This is a genomic window from Nocardia sp. NPDC057227, assembly GCF_042669725.1.
GTDB lineage: Bacteria > Actinomycetota > Actinomycetes > Mycobacteriales > Mycobacteriaceae > Nocardia > Nocardia asteroides_A.
Map to the genome: position 1 here is coordinate 22,905 of NZ_JBHUXA010000035.1, position 15,450 is coordinate 38,354.

The following is a 15,450-nucleotide window of genomic DNA, read 5'->3' on the forward strand; positions in this document are numbered from 1 at the left end:
TGTCACCCCGGCGGGCGGCCGTCCAGGATCGCGGTCAGATCGTCGAACCAGCCGAGTACCGCGCGCTCGTAGCGGATGCCGAACTCCAGCGTCGCGCGCTGGTAGCGGGCCTGCGGCGGGCAGTCCTCGGCGAGGTAGCCGTCCAGGCGTCGCTGGTGCACCGTGCGGTTCGCGGCGACGATGCGGTCCACGTGCGAGCGGTCCAGGTGTTCGCCGAAGGAGAGGGTGAGCAGCAGCGGGACGCGGATGGTCTCGGTGCCTGGGTCGCGGGCGATCCACTCGCCGAAGGCGGCCTTGCCCGCCTCGGTGATGCGGTACGGGGTGCGCTCGCGGGCGCCCGCCTCGCCCTTCTCGACCAGGCCCGCGGCGTCCATGGCGGCGAGTTCGCGGTAGACCTGGCTCTGGGTGACGGTCCAGAAGTCGCCGATCCGCTGCTGGGCCTCGGTCACCAGGTCCCAGCCGGAGCGCGGGCCCTCGTGCAGGAAACCGAGCAGCGAGGCCGCGGTCGCGTTCAGCGGTTTGGGCTTGGGTTCGGTCATGCTGCGCACCTTCCTTTGTGGAATATTAGCGCGGCAGGGCGGCGTAGCGGCGCGAGGTGAAGACCCGCCTGCCGTGCACCGCGGTGGTGGAGGCGCCGATGATCAGCAGGGTGCGCATGTCGACCTCGGCCGGGTCGAGCTCGGCGAGGGCGACGACGCGGACGGATTCGGCCGGGCCGCCGACATCGCGGCCGAGGATCACCGGGGTGTCCGGGGCGCGGTGCTCGAGCAGCAGGTCGCGCATGGCGGCGACCTGCCAGGTGCGCTGGGACGAGGCCGGGTTGTAGACGGCGATGGCCATGTCGGCGGCGGCGACCGCGGCGAGGCGCCCGGCCACGACCTCCCACGGTTTGAGGCGGTCGGAGAGCGAGATCGTCGCGTAGTCGTGGCCGAGCGGGGCGCCCGCCCTGGACGCGACGGCGTGCGCGGCGGTGACGCCGGGCAGCACCCGGACCTGGACGCCCGCCCAGCGCGGGTCCGCCGCCTCCTCCAGGACGGCGGCGGCCATGGCGAAGACGCCGGGGTCGCCCGAGGAGACGACGGCGACGCGAGCGCCGCGCCGGGCCAGGTCGAGCGCCATGGCCGCGCGCTCGGACTCCACCCGGTTGTCGCTGGCGTGCCTGCGCTGGCCCGGCCTGGCCGGGACGCGATCGATGTAGGTGGTGTACCCGACGAGGTCGGTCGCCTCGGCCAGGGCCGCGGTGACCTCGGGCGTTGTCCAGTTCGGGTCGCCCGGCCCGAGGCCGACGACGACCACCTCGCCCGCGCTCCCCGCGAGCGCGCCGCCGTCGCCCTGCTCGGCTCCGTTGTCGCTCGCCGAGCGCGGCGGCTCTGCTCGCGCCCCTTCCGCGGTCAGCGGAATCCGCGTCTCCGGCTTCGGCCCCGGCACGACGGCGATGGCGAAGTACGGGACGCTGCGCTCGTCCACGTCGGCGGCGCGCAGAATCCGCTGCCGACCGGTGCTGGCGCGCTCGATGTAGAAGGCGTCGTCGAGCCGGCCGGAGTCGGCGAGCGCCTGCCGCACGGCGGGGTACGTGCGGCCGAGCTTGAGGACGGCCGCCGCCTCGGTGGCGCGCAACCGCTCGGCGAGCTCGGCGGCGGGCAGCGTGCCCGGCAGCACGGTGAGCACCTGCTCGCCCTCGACCAGCGGGGTGCCGAGCGCGGCCGAGGCCGCGCTCACCGAGGTCACGCCGGGAACGACCTCGGCCTCGAAGCGATCGGCGAGCCGCCGGTGCATGTGCATGTACGAGCTGTAGAAGAGCGGGTCACCCGCGGCGAGCAGCGCCACCGAGCGCCCGGCCGCGAGGTGCGCCGCGAGCCGCTCGGCGGCCTGCTCGTAGAACTCGTCGATGGCGCCCTGGTACCCGCCGGGATGGTCGGTGGTCTCGGTGGTCACCGGGTAGACGAGGTGCTCCTCGAGCTGCCCCGCCCGCAGGTAGGGCGCCGCGATCGCCCGCGAGATGCTGCGCCCGTGCCTGGCGCTGTGGAAGGCGACCACATCCGCCGCGCCGATGATCCGCGCCGCTTTGACGGTGACGAGTTCCGGGTCGCCGGGGCCGAGCCCGATGCCCCACAGCTTGCCGCTCACTCCGCCTCGCTCGCGATCGCGTTCAGCGCCGACGCGGTGACGGCGCTGCCGCCGCGCCTGCCGCGCACCGTCAGGTACTCGACCCCGCCGTAGCCGATCAGCGCCTCCTTGGACTCGGCCGCGCCGATGAAGCCGACCGGGATGCCGAGGATCGCGGCGGGGCGCGGGGCCCCGGCGTCGAGCATGTCGAAGAGGTGGAAGAGCGCGGTCGGCGCGTTGCCGATGGCGACGACGGCACCCGCCAGCCGGTCCCGCCACAGCTCGAGCGCGGCGGCGGAGCGGGTGGTGCCGAGCTCGGCCGCGAGCGCGGGGGTGCGCGGGTCGCCGAGGGTGCAGAGCACCTCGTTCGCCGCGGGCAGGCGCTTGCGGGTGACGCCTGCGGCGACCATGGTCGCGTCGCAGAGGATGGGGGCGCCCGCCCGGAGCGCGGTGCGGGCGGCGGTGACGACGCCGGGGGAGAAGGCGATGTCGTCGGCGAGGTCGACCTGTCCGGTGCCGTGGATCATCCGCACCGCCACCTGCGCGACGTCGGCGGGGAAGCGCTCCAGGTTCGCCTCCGCCCTGATGGTGGCGAAGGACCGCCGGTAGATCTCGGCACCATCGGTGAGGTAGCCGGCACGGGTTACGGACATGGGCACAACAGTAGGACGTCGGCGGTCAGGGCCCGGTCACCCGGTAGCCGTCCGGGCCGGCGACGATATCGGTCGCCGGGCCGTGCGGGTGCCCGCACCGCCGCTCGCACCCGGACCAGTGCTGGCGCCCGGACGCCAGGACGTCCCCGGCGGGAATCGGGCCGAGCGCCGCACCCGTCCCGTCGGCAGGGCTCGCCACCCGCCCCGACGCCACCGCGGCGGTGGCATCGGCGCGCACGTCCGTATGCGACTTCGCGCAACCCGGCGCCCCGGCGCAGCTGCTGACCCGCACCCACGGCGACTCCGCGTCGAAGATCAGCCCCATCGGGGCGAGCACCCGGACCACCTGCTCGGCGGTCCACTCGTCCAGGCCGGGGACGACCAGCCCGCGCCACGGCGTCACCAGCACCGGCTGCTCGACGGCCGCGACGAAGAGCGCGGTGCGCGCGGGCAGCACCCCGAGCCGGACCCCGGCGCCGAGCGCGACCAGCCCGTCGTCCTGCGGCAGCCAGCCGATCGGCGGATGGTCGGCGGGGTCGGGGACCACCGGCCCCGGCGCGGTGGACGCGAAGCCGAGCAGCTCGCGGACCCGCGCGGCCCCGTCCGCGACCTCGGCCAACCGCCACCCGTCCCCGCGGACCTCCGCGAAGGCGCGGGCGGCGGCGAGCACCAGCCCGACCGCGTCCCCGGCGGCGACCCGGATCCCGCTGTCCGCCCCGGCCAGCAGCACCGCGAACACCCCGTGCTCCACCGCGTGCAGGCCGATGTCGCCGCCGAACCCGCTCACGTCCCCGCGCCCGTCGTCCAGCGTGAAGAGCACCCGGCCCGGCAGCTCGGCCAGCTCCGGCGCGGCCCGCAGCCCGGCATCGAGCGCCGGGACCAGCTCGCGCACGTCGGCCACCCCGCCGGTCAGCCCGGAGAGCGGCGAGGCGACGATATTGCGCACCCGCTCGTGGGTGGCGCTCGGCAGCAGCCCGGCCGCGCCGAGCCGCTCGGTGAGCGCGGTGGCGTCCCGGATCCCGCGCAGCTGCACGTTCCCGCGCGAGGTCAGCTCCAGCGCGCCGTCCCCGAGCTCCTCCGCGGCCTCGGCCAGCGCCAGCAGCCCGGCGGCTCCCAGCTGCCCACCGGGCACCCGCACCCGGGCGAGCGGCCCGTCGGCGGCCTCGTGCAGCCGAAGCACCCCCGGGCAGGAATCAGCATTCGATCGCGTCATGACCGCTCCAGCCTACGGACCCGCCGCGGCCGCTGCCGCCCCCGGAACCGCGCGTCGAGCGCCCCCGTCCGTTCCCGGTAGCATCCCGAATGCTCGCGGGAAGCCATGAGGAAACCGGTGCAAGTCCGGTGCGGTCGCGCCACTGTTCACAGCCAGACCCTCTCCGGCGAGCACCACATCCCGCTGGGCGCGTCTCCCGAGGAAGGTCGTTCGTGATCCTGCTGCTCTCCACCTCCGACACCGATCTGCTGAGCGCCCGCGCCAGCGGCGCGGGCTACCGGTGGGCCAACCCCGCCCGGCTGCTTGTCGACGACCTGCCCGCGCTGCTGGACGGCGCCGACCTGGTGATCGTCCGCATCCTCGGCGGCAAGCGCGCCTGGGAGGAGGGGCTGGCCGCGCTCGGCGCCGCAGGCGTCCCGCTGGTCGCGCTCGGCGGCGAGAACGCCCCGGACGCCGAGCTCATGGAGCTCTCCACGGTGCCGGGCGGCGTCGCCGCCGACGCGCACAACTACCTCGCCGCGGGCGGTCCGGACAACCTGCGCGAGCTGCACCACTTCCTCTCCGACACCGTCCTGCTCACCGGCATCGGCTTCCGCCCGCCGGTGCAGCTGCCCGCCTGGGGCGTGCTGGAGCGGGCGGCCGCCGCGCTCGACGGCCCGACCGTCGCGGTGGTCTACTACCGCGCCCAGCACCTCGCCGGGAACACCGGCTACATCGCCGCGCTCTGCGACGCGCTCGAGGCCGCGGGCGCCAGACCGCTGCCGGTGTACTGCGCCTCGCTGCGCACCGCCGAGCCCGAGCTGCTCGACACCCTGCGCGCCGCGGACGCCCTGATCGTCACCGTGCTCGCGGCGGGCGGCAGCACCCCGGCCACCGCCGCCGCGGGCGGCGACGACGAGGCCTGGGACGTGGCCGCGCTGGCCGCGCTCGACGTCCCGATCCTGCAGGGGCTCTGCCTGACCTCCGGCCGCGCGCAGTGGGCGGCGAACGACGACGGACTCTCCCCGCTCGACGTCGCCACGCAGGTGGCGGTGCCGGAGTTCGACGGCCGGATCATCACGGTCCCGTTCTCCTTCAAGGAGTTCGACGCGGACGGGCTCTCCACCTACGTGCCCGACCCGGAGCGCGCCGCCCGGGTCGCCGGGATCGCGACCAGGCACGCTCGGCTCCGGCACATCCCGGCCCCGGAGAAGAAGCTGGCGCTCATGCTCTCCGCCTACCCGACCAAGCACGCCAGGATCGGCAACGCCGTCGGCCTCGACACCCCGGCCAGCACCATCCGCCTGCTGCACGAGCTGCGCGCCGCCGGGTACGACATCGGCGCCCCCGGCGAGGTGCCCGGGCTGGAGGAGCGGGACGGCGACGCGCTCATCCACGCGCTCATCGCGGCGGGCGGGCAGGACCCGGACTGGCTCTCCGCCGAGCAGCTCGAGGGCAACCCGGTCCGGATCGGCGCCGCCGCCTACACCGCCTGGTTCGAGACGCTGCCGGAGGAGCTGCGCGAAGCGGTGATCGCGTCCTGGGGCCCGCCGCCCGGTGAGCTCTACGTGGACCGCTCGGCCGACCCGGCGGGCGAGATCGTCATCGCGGCCCTGCGGTTCGGCAACGTGGTGCTGATCGTGCAGCCGCCGCGCGGGTTCGGCGAGAACCCGGTCGCGATCTACCACGACCCGGATCTCGCGCCGAGCCACCACTACCTGGCGGTGTACCGCTGGCTGGCGGACGGGTTCGGCGCGGACGCCGTCGTGCACCTGGGCAAGCACGGCAACCTGGAGTGGCTGCCGGGCAAGACGCTCGGCATGTCCGCCTCCTGCGGCACCGACGCCGCGCTCGGCGACCTGCCGCTGATCTACCCGTTCCTGGTCAACGACCCGGGCGAGGGCACGCAGGCCAAGCGCCGGGCGCACGCCACCCTGGTCGACCACCTCATCCCGCCGATGGCGCGCGCCGAGACCTACGGCGACATCTCCCGGCTGGAGCAGCTGCTCGACGAGCACGCCAACATCTCCGCGCTGGACCCGGCCAAGCTGCCCGCTATCCGGCAGCAGATCTGGACGCTCATGCGCGCCGCCAAGATGGACCACGACCTCGGGCTCGCCGAGCGTCCGGAGGAGGACGTCTTCGACGACATGCTGCTGCACGTCGACGGGTGGCTCTGCGAGATCAAGGACGTGCAGATCCGAGACGGGCTGCACATCCTCGGCCAGGCGCCCGCCGGGGAGACCGAGCTCGACCTGGTGCTCGCCATGCTGCGCGCCCGCCAGCTCTGGGGCGGTGAGCACTCGGTGCCCGGGCTGCGCGAGGCGCTCGGCCTGGACGAGTCCGGAAGCGAATCGCGGACCCGCGTCGACGCCGTCGAGGAGCGCGCCCGCGCCCTCGTCGCCGCGCTGCAAGCCGCGAACTGGTCCGTCGACGCGGTCGACGCCATCGTCGACGCCGCCGCCTCCGCCGCGCCGGAAGGCACCGCCGCCGCCGCGGGGGCGATCCGCGCCGCGCTCGAGGGCGTCACCGACACCGAACCCGTGCGCGCGGTGCTCCGCTTCGCGGCGCGCGAAGTAGTCCCCCGCCTGCGCGGCACCGGCATCGAACTGGATCGCGTCCTGCACGCCCTGAACGGCGGCTTCGTCCCGGCGGGCCCGAGCGGCTCCCCGCTGCGCGGCCTGATCAACGTCCTCCCCACCGGCCGCAACTTCTACTCGGTCGACCCCAAGGCGGTCCCGTCCCGGCTGGCCTGGGAGACCGGCCAGGCCATGGCCGACTCGCTGCTGGAGCGGTACCTTGCCGACCACGGCGAGTACCCGCGCTCGGTCGGGATCTCGGTCTGGGGCACCGCCGCCATGCGCACCTCCGGCGACGACATCGCCGAGGTGCTCGCGCTGCTCGGCGTGCGCCCGGTGTGGGACGAGGCCAGCCGCCGCGTCACCACGCTCGAGGTGCTCGACCTCGCCGAGCTCGGCCGCCCCCGGATCGATGTCACCGTCCGGATCAGCGGCTTCTTCCGCGACGCCTTCCCGCACGTGCTCGCCCTGCTGGACGACGCGGTACGGCTGGTCGCCGGGCTGGACGAGCCCGCCGAGCAGAACTACGTCCGCGCGCACGCCGCCGCCGACCTCGCCGAGCACGGCGACGAGCGCCGCGCCACCACCCGCATCTTCGGCTCCAAGCCGGGCACCTACGGCGCCGGCCTGCTACAGCTCATCGACTCCAAGAGCTGGCGCACCGACGACGACCTCGCGCAGGTCTACACCGCGTGGGGCGGCTTCGCCTACGGCCGCGACCTGGACGGCGCCCCGGCCGCCGACGACATGCGCACCGCCTACCGGCGGATCGCGGTCGCGGCGAAGAACACCGACACCCGCGAGCACGACATCGCCGACTCCGACGACTACTTCCAGTACCACGGCGGCATGGTCGCCACCGTGCGCGCGCTCACCGGGAAGAACCCGGAGGCCTACATCGGCGACAGCACCCGCCCGGACGCGGTGCGCACCCGCACCCTCTCCGAGGAGACCACCCGGGTCTTCCGCGCCCGCGTGGTGAACCCGCGCTGGCTGGAGGCGATGCGCAGGCACGGCTACAAGGGCGCCTTCGAGATGGCCGCGACCGTCGACTACCTCTTCGGCTACGACGCCACCACCGACGTGGTCGCCGACTGGATGTACGAGAAGCTCAGCGAGAGCTACGTCTTCGACGACGTGAACCGCAAGTTCATGACGCAGTCGAACCCGTGGGCGCTGCACGGCATCGCCGAGCGGCTGCTGGAGGCCGCCGAGCGCGGCATGTGGGCGCAGCCCGAGCCGGAGACGCTGGACCGCCTGCGCGAGGTCTACCTGGAGACCGAGGGCGAGCTGGAGTAGCGCGGGGTCAGGCGGTCTCGGCGAGCCCGGCCGAGCGCCAGACCTCGGCCAGTTCCTGAACCGGCAGGTCGAGCGCGTGGCAGAGCGCGACGACGGTGCCGAAGCCGGGGGAGGGCAGCCGCCCGGTCTCGATCTTGCGCAGCGTCTCGGGCGAGATCCCCGCGGCGTGCGCGATCGCGCCCGGGTCGCGCGCGCCCCTGGCGGCGCGCAGCCGCGTGCCGAGCCTGCGCCCCGCTTCGAGCTGGGCCGGGGTCAGGGGGAGGCGAACCATGCGGACACCGTAGCGGCCGGTATTGATATACCGCAAGAATTGGTATTCAAATACCGGCTCGGCTACCGTTGCTCCGGTATTCCTATACCGGAGGTGCCCATGGTCGAGTTGAAGTCCCCCGCGGAGATAGCGCGCATGCGGGTCACCGGCGCGTTCGTCGCCGACGTGCTGGCCGGGGTCCGTGACCGCGCCGTGGTCGGCGCGAACCTGCTGGACCTGGAGCGCTACGTGCGCGACCGGATCGCCGAGCGCGGCGCCGTCTCCTGCTACTGGGACTACGCCCCGTCCTTCGGCCGCGGCCCGTTCCGCAACACCGTCTGCCTGTCGGTGAACGACGCCGTGCTGCACGGCCTCCCGTTCGACTACGTGCTGCGCGACGGCGACGTGCTCACCGCCGATCTCGCCGTCACCATCGACGGCTGGGCCGCCGACGCCGCGATCACCACGGTGGCGGGCACCCCGGACGCCGAGGACCTGCGGCTGATCCGCGCCACCGAGGAGGCGCTGGCTGCCGCCGTCGCCGCCGCGCGGCCCGGCAACCGGATCGGCGACGTCTCCGCCGCCATCGAGGCGGTCGCGCGGGCGGCGGGCTACCCGGTGAACACCGAGTACGGCGGCCACGGCATCGGCCGCACCATGCACGAGGACCTGCACATCCCCAACGCCGGGCGCCCCGGCCGCGGCTACCGGTTGCGCCCCGGCCTGACCATCGCCATCGAGCCCTGGTTCGCCCGCACCACCGATCGCATCGTCACCGACCCGGACGGCTGGACCATCCGCTCCGCCGACGGCTCGCGCACCGCGCACACCGAGCACACCGTCGCCGTCACGGCCGACGGCCCGCTGATCCTCACCGCCGCCTGAGCGCTACCGCCGCCAGAACAGGTGGTGCACCACGCCGCTCGTGCTCGGCACCCGCTCCAGGTGGAACCGATCCGTGAGCTCGTCCGGGCTGCTCCACAGCCGCTCGCCGCCGCCGAGTTCGATCGGGGCGACCGACACGTGCAGGGTGTCGATCAGGTCGGCGTCGAGGAACTCCCGCACGGTGTGCACGCCGCCGCCGATCCGCACATCCTGCCCGTCCGCTGCCGCGAGCGCGCGATCGAGCGCCTCCCGCGGCGTGGCGTCCAGGAAGTGGAAGGTGGTCTCCCCGAGCGTGATGGCGGGGCGCGGGTGGTGGGTGAGCACGAAGACCGGGGTGCGGAACGGCGGCTCCGCACCCCACCAGCCCTCCCACGAGTGGTCCTCCCACGGCCCGCGCTGCGGCCCGAACTTGTTGCGCCCCATGATCTCCGCGCCGATATTGCGGTCGTAGTCGCGGGTGAAGTAGTCGTCGAGGCCGTAGCTGCCGCCCGGGTCGGTCCGGTTCACCCAGTGCGCGGTCGGGCCCACCCAGCCGAGCAGCGCTCCCGGGTCGGCGTGGCCGAAGGGGCGCTCGCGGCTCTGGCCCTCGCCTGCGCCGAAGCCGTCGGCGGAGACGCCGAAGTTCTGTACCCGCACGAGTGGTGGCACGGTGGGTTCCTCCCGGTCGGGGACGCTGTCCGCCGGGACGCTACCGCGACCCGGTGACAGGTTCGGCCGGACGGCTCACCACTCGCCGTCGGCCACCGGCTTCTTGCCGATCGTGATCACCGGGAGCGGCTGCGTGACGGCCGGATTCTCGCCCTCGTCGGCCAGCCAGTCGCCGGTGGGGCGCACCCCGGCGAGTTCGTCGGCGGCGGGCAGGTCGTCGGCGTCCGCGTCGTAGTACTCGAACCACGGCAGCCCGTGCTCGGCGTAGGCGTGCGCGGTGATCGGGGTGGCCGGGGCCGGTTCGCCGGTGATCGCCCTCCACTCCGCCGCCGAGGCGAGGTGCACGAAGACCCGCCCGGCCGGCTCCGGCCGGTAGTCGGTGAGCGGGCGGGTGTCGGCGACGATCTCCTGCCGCATGGTGCCGCCCGCCCCGAGCCCCATGGCCCGCCGCGGCGGTGCCCCGGCGGGTGCCGAGTAGGCCGCGGGCGCCGCGGGGGCCGCTCCGTAGGCGGGCCCGGCGCTGCGGGCGAGCGGCGGGCGGGCCCGCTGCTCGGCCTCCCACGCGGCCCTGGCCGCGTCGGTGAGCGGATGCGCCGCGAGCTGCACCCCGCCCCACTCCTCGCTCCCGGTGAGCTGCCCCTCGACCGTCGCGCCGAGCCCGAGCGGCACCGCGACGAACTGCCGGACCGTTCCGGTGCCGGAGTTGATCCCGTCCAGCCACGGCTGCCGCGGCAGCGCGAGGTAGTTCTGCGGTTCCCGCGCCAACGCACCGCTCCACGGCTTCCCGGAGACCGCGCACACCTTGCCGATCCCGACCCGCAGCGCGGCGGGCGCGGCCGCGGCGAACCGCAGCCACATGGCCTCCCGCTGGTACACCGGGAGCATCACGCCGCCGCGCTCGCGCCACTCGGCGGGCACCGTCTCCGGGTAGTCGGCCACCCGGCGCAGCGGGAACGACCCGAGCCCGGGCGGTAGCGGGTAGGTGCCCTCCTCGGGGAGCCGGAGGGTGCGGACGAAGGTCACCCGCACCCCGCCGGGCAATTCCAGCGCATCGCCGATCAGCTGCACATCCGTGGACATGGTCGCCGATCCTTCCCGCGATGACGGCCGCGCGCAAACCTCAGTCGGTATCCAGCCACTCCGCGAGATCGGTGGCGATCCGCAGGTGCTCGGCGATCGTCGTGCGCTCCTCCGCGCTCAGCTCCAGCTCGGCGATCTTTCCGCGCAGCTCGGCGGCGCGGGCCGAATCTTCCTCGGCCACGGCGATTTCCACCAGGTCGGCGAGGGCGTGCGCACGCTCGAGTGCGGTCGCGGTGCCGCCGTGCCTGCGCAGCCCGGCCTCCAGCGCGCGGCGCGCGGCGGGGTCGTCCTGCTTGGAGAAGCGCAGGATGCGGGCATTGTCGATGACCTTCGCCAGGCCGGTGAGCTTCGTCGAGCCGCCGTACTCCATCTCCGGTTCGTCGTGCCGGATGTAGGTGATGCCGTTGCCCGCCGGGTCGTACACGGTGAACCGGGTCTGGCCCGGCCGCATCCTGGTGATCCGCGGGATGCCGCGCGCGGGCACCCGCCCGTACTTCGCGCGCAGCGCGGCGCTGAAGCCGGCGTGCAGCTCCTCCACCTCGCCGACCATGACCAGGCAGCCGACGTTCTCGATGGGCCCGCGATCGCCCTTCGGCGGCGCGAAGAAGTGCAGGTCGTACCCCGGACGCCGGATCGCGCCGTAGCTGTACGGCCGGTTCTGCTCGTACGTCACCTCGTATCCGAGCACCTTGTAGAAATCCAGCGTCGCGCTCAGCTCGCCCGCCCACATGACCGGTACGGCGGTATCCGCCACAACCCCTCCTAGGTAGTCAAATTTGATTACCAGGCTAGGGTGGGCACGCATCGCTCGTCAAGGAAGGGGCGCGGATGGCCGCGGTACGCCTGCTCGTGCTCGGGGTGATCCGCGGGCGCGGCTCCGCGCACGGGTACGCGGTGCGCCGCGAGCTGCTCGACTGGCGCGCCGAGACCTGGACCAACGTGCGCCCCGGCTCGATCCACCACGCGCTCAAGCAGCTCACCGCCGAGGGCAAGCTGCGCGAGCTCGGCACCGAGCCGGGCGACCGCGGCCCCGGCCGGACGCTCTACGCGCTGACGGCGGCGGGGGAGCGGGAGTTCCGCACGCTCATGGACGAGGCGCTGGTGAGCATCGACATGGAGGAGCTCGGCGCCGCCATCGCCTTCATGGACGCGCTGCCCCGCGCGCACGTGCTCGCGCGATTACGCGAGCAGCGAACACGCAGCGCCGAGGTGGAGCGCGAGCTGCTCGGCATGGTGCCGGATTTCCCCGGCCGCTACGAGACCCCGCACACCACCGACCTGCTGGAACTCTGGAGCAGCGTCTTCGGCAACCTGACCGGCTGGACCGACGGCGTGATCGCGCGACTCGAGGCGGGGGAGTACCGCATGGCGGACGATCGCTGACTTTCCCGGCTACGCTGCCGGGCATGAGCACAAGCTTCGGCGCCGTCGCCACCGCGAACTACGTTCTGCTGACCACATTCCGGAAGGACGGCACGCCGGTGGCGACGCCGGTCTGGGTGGTCTCCGAGGGCGACACCCTCTACGTGTGGACCGAGACCAACGCGGGCAAGGTCAAGCGGATCCGCCGGGACGGCACCGTCACCCTGCAGCCCTGCTCGGCCAGGGGCAAGCCGACCGGCGACGTGATCGAGCACGGCAGCGCCCGGGTGCTGGACGCCGCGGGCACCGAGAAGGTGCGCTCGCTGCTGCGCCGCAAGTACTGGCTCACCGCGCCGCTGCTGATCCTCGGCAGCAATATCCGGCGCGGCAAGGACGGCACCATCGGGGTCGCCATCACCCCGGCGGCGGCCCCGGCCTGATCAGGTCGCCTTGCTCACCGAGGACATGTGGAAGTCCGGGATCCGCAGCGGCGGCATGGCCGTGCGGGTGAACCAGTCCTTCCACTCGCGCGGCAGCGTGATCTCGGTGGCCCCGGCCTCGGCGGTGCGGCGCAGCAGGTCCAGCGGGCTCTCGTTGAACCGGAAGTTGTTCACCGCCGCGGTGACCGCGCCGTCCTCAACCAGGTAGACACCGTCCCTGGTGAGCCCGGTCAGCAGCAGCGTGGCCGGGTCCACCTCGCGGATGTACCAGAGCGTGGTGAGCAGCAGGCCGCGCTCGGTGCGCGCGACCATCTCGTCCAGCGTGGCCGCCGAGCCGCCGGTGAGCAGCAGGTTGTCGCCGGGCACGGTGGGCGCGGTGCCGAACTCGGCTGCGGTGGCGCGCGGGTAGACCAGCGAGCGCACGGCGCCGTCGCGCACCCAGTCCACCCGCTCGGCGGGCAGCCCGTTGTCGAAGACCGAGAGCAGCTCCGATGAGGCCGGTGTCGCCACGAACGGCCGGTACTCCAGCCCGGCGGCGGCGGGGTCGGAGTACAGCGTGAGCGGGAGCTCGGTCAGCTGCTCGCCGATCCTGGTGCCGCCCGCGCGGGAGAAGGCGGTGTGCCCCTCGTGCGCGGCCCTGCCCTCCATGGACCAGGTCAGGTAGATCATCAGGTCGGCGACGGCGGACGGCGGCAGCAGCGTCTCGTAGCGCCCGGCGGGCAGCTCGACCCGGCGGCCCGCCCAGTCCAGCCTGCGGCTCAGGTCGGCGAGCAGCCCCTGGGTGTCCACGTCGGCGAAGTCGGTGGTGCCGACCCCGACCCAGGCGCTGGCCACCTCGTCGCCGCTGCCGCGCTTGCCGTTGATCTCGACCGAGCCGGTGGGCTGGGTGAAGCGGCGCCGCACGCCGGTCGAGGTGCCGAGCCAGGTGGTGTGCACCTGGTGGTGCGCGAAGCCGTAGAGCCGGTCGGCGCCGTCGAAGCCGGCTGCCAGGTCGCCTGCCAGCCCGGTGAAGACCTCGATGTCGGTGCCCGCGGGTGCGGCCGCCCAGTCGTCGTCGCCCGCACCGCGGGTGGCGGCGGCCTCGAGCAGCGGAACCGCGTCACCGGCCGGGGTGGCGCCGCGCGCGGCGGCCTCGGCGGCGCGCACGACGGTGCCGATCTCGCCGGGGTCCATGCTGGTCGAGCCGACCACGCCGACCCGGGCCGCGTTCGGCCCCTCGCGCACGATCGCCACCACCGACCACTGCCTCGCCACCGACGAGCCGTTGGTGGTCATGGAGTTCCCGGCCCAGCGCAGCGACGCCTCGTGTGCATCGGTGACCAGCACGATGGTCTCGTCCGCGGTGGAGTGCGCGAGCGCGCGCTCCACCAGTTCGCCGCCGGGGACGGTCTCGTTCGCGGTCACTGCCCCGCCTCCGCTCTGGTGTTCAGAACATTGATGCCGCGCACCAGGATCGACGGGCAGCCGTGGCTCACCGCGGCGACCTGCCCCGGCTGCGCCTTGCCGCAGTTGAAGGCGCCGCCGAGCCGCACCGTCGACGGCCCGCCGACGGCTTCCATCGCGCCCCAGAAGTCGGTGGTGGTGGCCTGGTAGGCGACGTCGCGCAGCTGCCCGGCCAGCTCGCCGTTCCGGATCCGGAAGAAGCGCTGCCCGGTGAACTGGAAGTTGTACCGCTGCATGTCGATCGACCAGGAGCGGTCGCCGACGATGTAGATGCCGTCCTCGACCCGGGAGATCAGCTCGGCGGTGCCGGTATCGCGCTCGGGGTCGGGCTGCAGCGAGACGTTCGCCATCCGCTGGATCGGCACGTGGTGCGGGGAGTCGGCGTAGGAGCAGCCGTTCGAGCGCTCCAGCCCGAGCCGCGGCGCGAAGACCCGGTCCAGCTGGTAGCCGACGAGCACGCCGTCGCGCACCAGGTCCCAGCGCTGCCCGGCCACGCCGTCGTCGTCCCAGCCGGTGCTGGCCAGCCCGAAGCGCTCGGTGCGGTCGCCGGTGACGTGCATGATCGGGGTGCCGTACTTCAGCGTGCCCAGCTTGTCGGGGGTGGCGAAGGAGGTGCCCGCGTAGGCGGACTCGTAGCCGATGGCGCGGTCGTACTCGGTGGCGTGGCCGATCGACTCGTGGATGGTGAGCCACAGGTTGGTCGGGTCGATCACCAGGTCGGCCGGGCCCGCGACGACGCCGGGCGCCTTCACCTTCTCGGCCAGCCAGCCGGGGATCCGGGCCAGCTCGTCGGCCCAGTCCCAGACCCCGTCCGCGCCGGTGACGTACTCCCAGCCGCGCCCGGCCGGGGCGGCCAGGGTGCGCATGGACTCGAAGACGCCCGAGCCCGCGTCCACCGTGACCGCCTCCAGCTGCGGGTGCAGCCGCACCCGCTGCTGGGTGATCGCCGACCCCGCGGTGTCGGCGTAGAAGGTCTGCTCCTTGACCTGCAGCACCGACGCCGACACGTGATCGACGCCGTCGGCGGCGGCCAGCCGCTCGGAGTACTCCTGCAGCAGCGTGACCTTGTCGCCGGTCGGCACCGCGAAGGGGTCGAGCGCGTAGTCCGAGACGTAGCGCGCGTCGGTGTGGACCGGCTCGTCGGCCAGCTCGACACGCTCGCGGTTCAGCGCCCGCAGCGTGGTGGCCACGTGCACCGCGCGGCGGGCGACCTCGGCCGCGGTCTCCGCGGTCAGCACCGCGTGCGAGGCGAAGCCCCAGGTGCCGTCGACGATCACCCGCACCGCGAAGCCGAGCTCGGTGCCGTCGGTGATCGCCTCGACCCGGCCGTCGCGCAGCCGGATCGACTGCGTGACCAGGCGGTGCACCCGCAGGTCTGCGTGCGACGCCCCGGCGTCGCGGGCGGCACCGAGTGCCGCGTCGGCCAACCGGCGCAGCGGCAGCGCGAGGAATTCGGCGTCCACCTCGTGCGGTGCGCCGGGGGAGTGCGAAATGCTCACCCGCCCACGCTAGC

General features: G+C 74.0%; 14 protein-coding genes. 4 read left to right on the forward strand and 10 right to left on the reverse strand.

Annotated elements, in window-relative coordinates; all coding sequences use genetic code 11:
- Positions 1 to 2: 2 nt before the first annotated feature.
- Genes ACFUJ1_RS31635 through cobG form a run of 4 tightly spaced genes read right to left on the reverse strand, consistent with a single transcriptional unit; the run spans position 3 to position 3,972 of the window.
- On the reverse strand, positions 3 to 539 hold the full coding sequence (locus ACFUJ1_RS31635; RefSeq protein ID WP_378650979.1) for a PadR family transcriptional regulator: 537 nt from the start codon (positions 537 to 539) through the stop codon (positions 3 to 5).
- Between the two features lie 25 nt (positions 540 to 564).
- Positions 565 to 2,127 carry a precorrin-2 C(20)-methyltransferase gene (locus ACFUJ1_RS31640; RefSeq protein WP_378650980.1) on the reverse strand — a complete coding sequence of 521 codons (1,563 nt, stop codon included), beginning with the start codon at positions 2,125 to 2,127 and terminating at the stop codon, positions 565 to 567.
- Positions 2,124 to 2,759, reverse strand: a complete 636-nt coding sequence (locus tag ACFUJ1_RS31645; protein ID WP_378650981.1) for a precorrin-8X methylmutase — start codon at positions 2,757 to 2,759, stop codon at positions 2,124 to 2,126. Before ACFUJ1_RS31645 ends, ACFUJ1_RS31640 begins: the two co-directional genes overlap by 4 nt.
- A 25-nt stretch (positions 2,760 to 2,784) precedes the next feature.
- Positions 2,785 to 3,972, reverse strand: coding sequence for a precorrin-3B synthase (gene cobG, locus ACFUJ1_RS31650; RefSeq protein ID WP_378650982.1), 1,188 nt, complete (start codon positions 3,970 to 3,972; stop codon positions 2,785 to 2,787).
- 212 nt (positions 3,973 to 4,184) lie between these two features.
- Between cobG and cobN the strand changes: the two genes are divergently transcribed.
- Positions 4,185 to 7,829, forward strand: coding sequence for a cobaltochelatase subunit CobN (gene cobN / locus ACFUJ1_RS31655; RefSeq protein ID WP_378650983.1), 3,645 nt, complete (start codon positions 4,185 to 4,187; stop codon positions 7,827 to 7,829).
- Between the two features lie 7 nt (positions 7,830 to 7,836).
- On the opposite strand, the gene ACFUJ1_RS31660 is transcribed toward cobN, so the two are convergent.
- A complete protein-coding gene (locus tag ACFUJ1_RS31660; protein WP_378650984.1) occupies positions 7,837 to 8,100 on the reverse strand; it encodes a helix-turn-helix transcriptional regulator in 264 nt (87 codons plus the stop codon).
- A 99-nt stretch (positions 8,101 to 8,199) separates the two neighbouring features.
- On the opposite strand from ACFUJ1_RS31660, the gene map reads away from it, so the two are divergent.
- Positions 8,200 to 8,964: a type I methionyl aminopeptidase gene (gene map / locus ACFUJ1_RS31665; RefSeq protein ID WP_378650985.1), complete on the forward strand. Its 765-nt coding sequence runs from the start codon at positions 8,200 to 8,202 to the stop codon at positions 8,962 to 8,964.
- Positions 8,965 to 8,967: 3 nt separating this feature from the next.
- On the opposite strand, the gene ACFUJ1_RS31670 is transcribed toward map, so the two are convergent.
- The 3 genes from ACFUJ1_RS31670 to ACFUJ1_RS31680 form a co-directional block, all read right to left on the reverse strand.
- Positions 8,968 to 9,612 carry a dihydrofolate reductase family protein gene (locus ACFUJ1_RS31670; protein WP_378650986.1) on the reverse strand — a complete coding sequence of 215 codons (645 nt, stop codon included), beginning with the start codon at positions 9,610 to 9,612 and terminating at the stop codon, positions 8,968 to 8,970.
- Between the two features lie 75 nt (positions 9,613 to 9,687).
- Positions 9,688 to 10,692 (reverse strand): hypothetical protein, encoded by a 1,005-nt coding sequence (locus ACFUJ1_RS31675; RefSeq protein ID WP_378650987.1) that lies wholly within the window; start codon positions 10,690 to 10,692, stop codon positions 9,688 to 9,690.
- Between the two features lie 40 nt (positions 10,693 to 10,732).
- Entirely contained in the window at positions 10,733 to 11,446 is a 714-nt protein-coding gene (locus ACFUJ1_RS31680; protein WP_378650988.1) for a glyoxalase, read from the reverse strand.
- A 74-nt stretch (positions 11,447 to 11,520) separates the two neighbouring features.
- Between ACFUJ1_RS31680 and ACFUJ1_RS31685 the strand changes: the two genes are divergently transcribed.
- Positions 11,521 to 12,075 (forward strand): PadR family transcriptional regulator, encoded by a 555-nt coding sequence (locus ACFUJ1_RS31685; RefSeq protein WP_378650989.1) that lies wholly within the window; start codon positions 11,521 to 11,523, stop codon positions 12,073 to 12,075.
- Between the two features lie 23 nt (positions 12,076 to 12,098).
- Positions 12,099 to 12,494, forward strand: coding sequence for a PPOX class F420-dependent oxidoreductase (locus tag ACFUJ1_RS31690; RefSeq protein ID WP_378650990.1), 396 nt, complete (start codon positions 12,099 to 12,101; stop codon positions 12,492 to 12,494).
- Here the strand turns inward: ACFUJ1_RS31690 and ACFUJ1_RS31695 are convergent, their stop codons facing one another.
- Positions 12,495 to 13,898 carry a metallopeptidase TldD-related protein gene (locus ACFUJ1_RS31695; RefSeq protein ID WP_378650991.1) on the reverse strand — a complete coding sequence of 468 codons (1,404 nt, stop codon included), beginning with the start codon at positions 13,896 to 13,898 and terminating at the stop codon, positions 12,495 to 12,497.
- The gene (locus ACFUJ1_RS31700) at positions 13,895 to 15,436 is read right to left on the reverse strand and encodes a TldD/PmbA family protein (protein ID WP_378650992.1); all 1,542 of its coding nucleotides are present in this window, start codon (positions 15,434 to 15,436) and stop codon (positions 13,895 to 13,897) included. Before ACFUJ1_RS31700 ends, ACFUJ1_RS31695 begins: the two co-directional genes overlap by 4 nt.
- Positions 15,437 to 15,450: the final 14 nt, after the last annotated feature.

Coding starts and splice junctions, on each gene's coding strand:
- ACFUJ1_RS31635 (WP_378650979.1), bottom strand. CDS start 539: ATGACCGAACCCAAGCCCAAACCGCTGAACGCGACCGCGGCCTCGCTG.
- ACFUJ1_RS31645 (WP_378650981.1), bottom strand. CDS start 2,759: ATGTCCGTAACCCGTGCCGGCTACCTCACCGATGGTGCCGAGATCTAC.
- cobG (WP_378650982.1), bottom strand. CDS start 3,972: ATGACGCGATCGAATGCTGATTCCTGCCCGGGGGTGCTTCGGCTGCAC.
- ACFUJ1_RS31660 (WP_378650984.1), bottom strand. CDS start 8,100: ATGGTTCGCCTCCCCCTGACCCCGGCCCAGCTCGAAGCGGGGCGCAGG.
- map (WP_378650985.1), top strand. CDS start 8,200: ATGGTCGAGTTGAAGTCCCCCGCGGAGATAGCGCGCATGCGGGTCACC.
- ACFUJ1_RS31675 (WP_378650987.1), bottom strand. CDS start 10,692: ATGTCCACGGATGTGCAGCTGATCGGCGATGCGCTGGAATTGCCCGGC.
- ACFUJ1_RS31685 (WP_378650989.1), top strand. CDS start 11,521: ATGGCCGCGGTACGCCTGCTCGTGCTCGGGGTGATCCGCGGGCGCGGC.
- ACFUJ1_RS31690 (WP_378650990.1), top strand. CDS start 12,099: ATGAGCACAAGCTTCGGCGCCGTCGCCACCGCGAACTACGTTCTGCTG.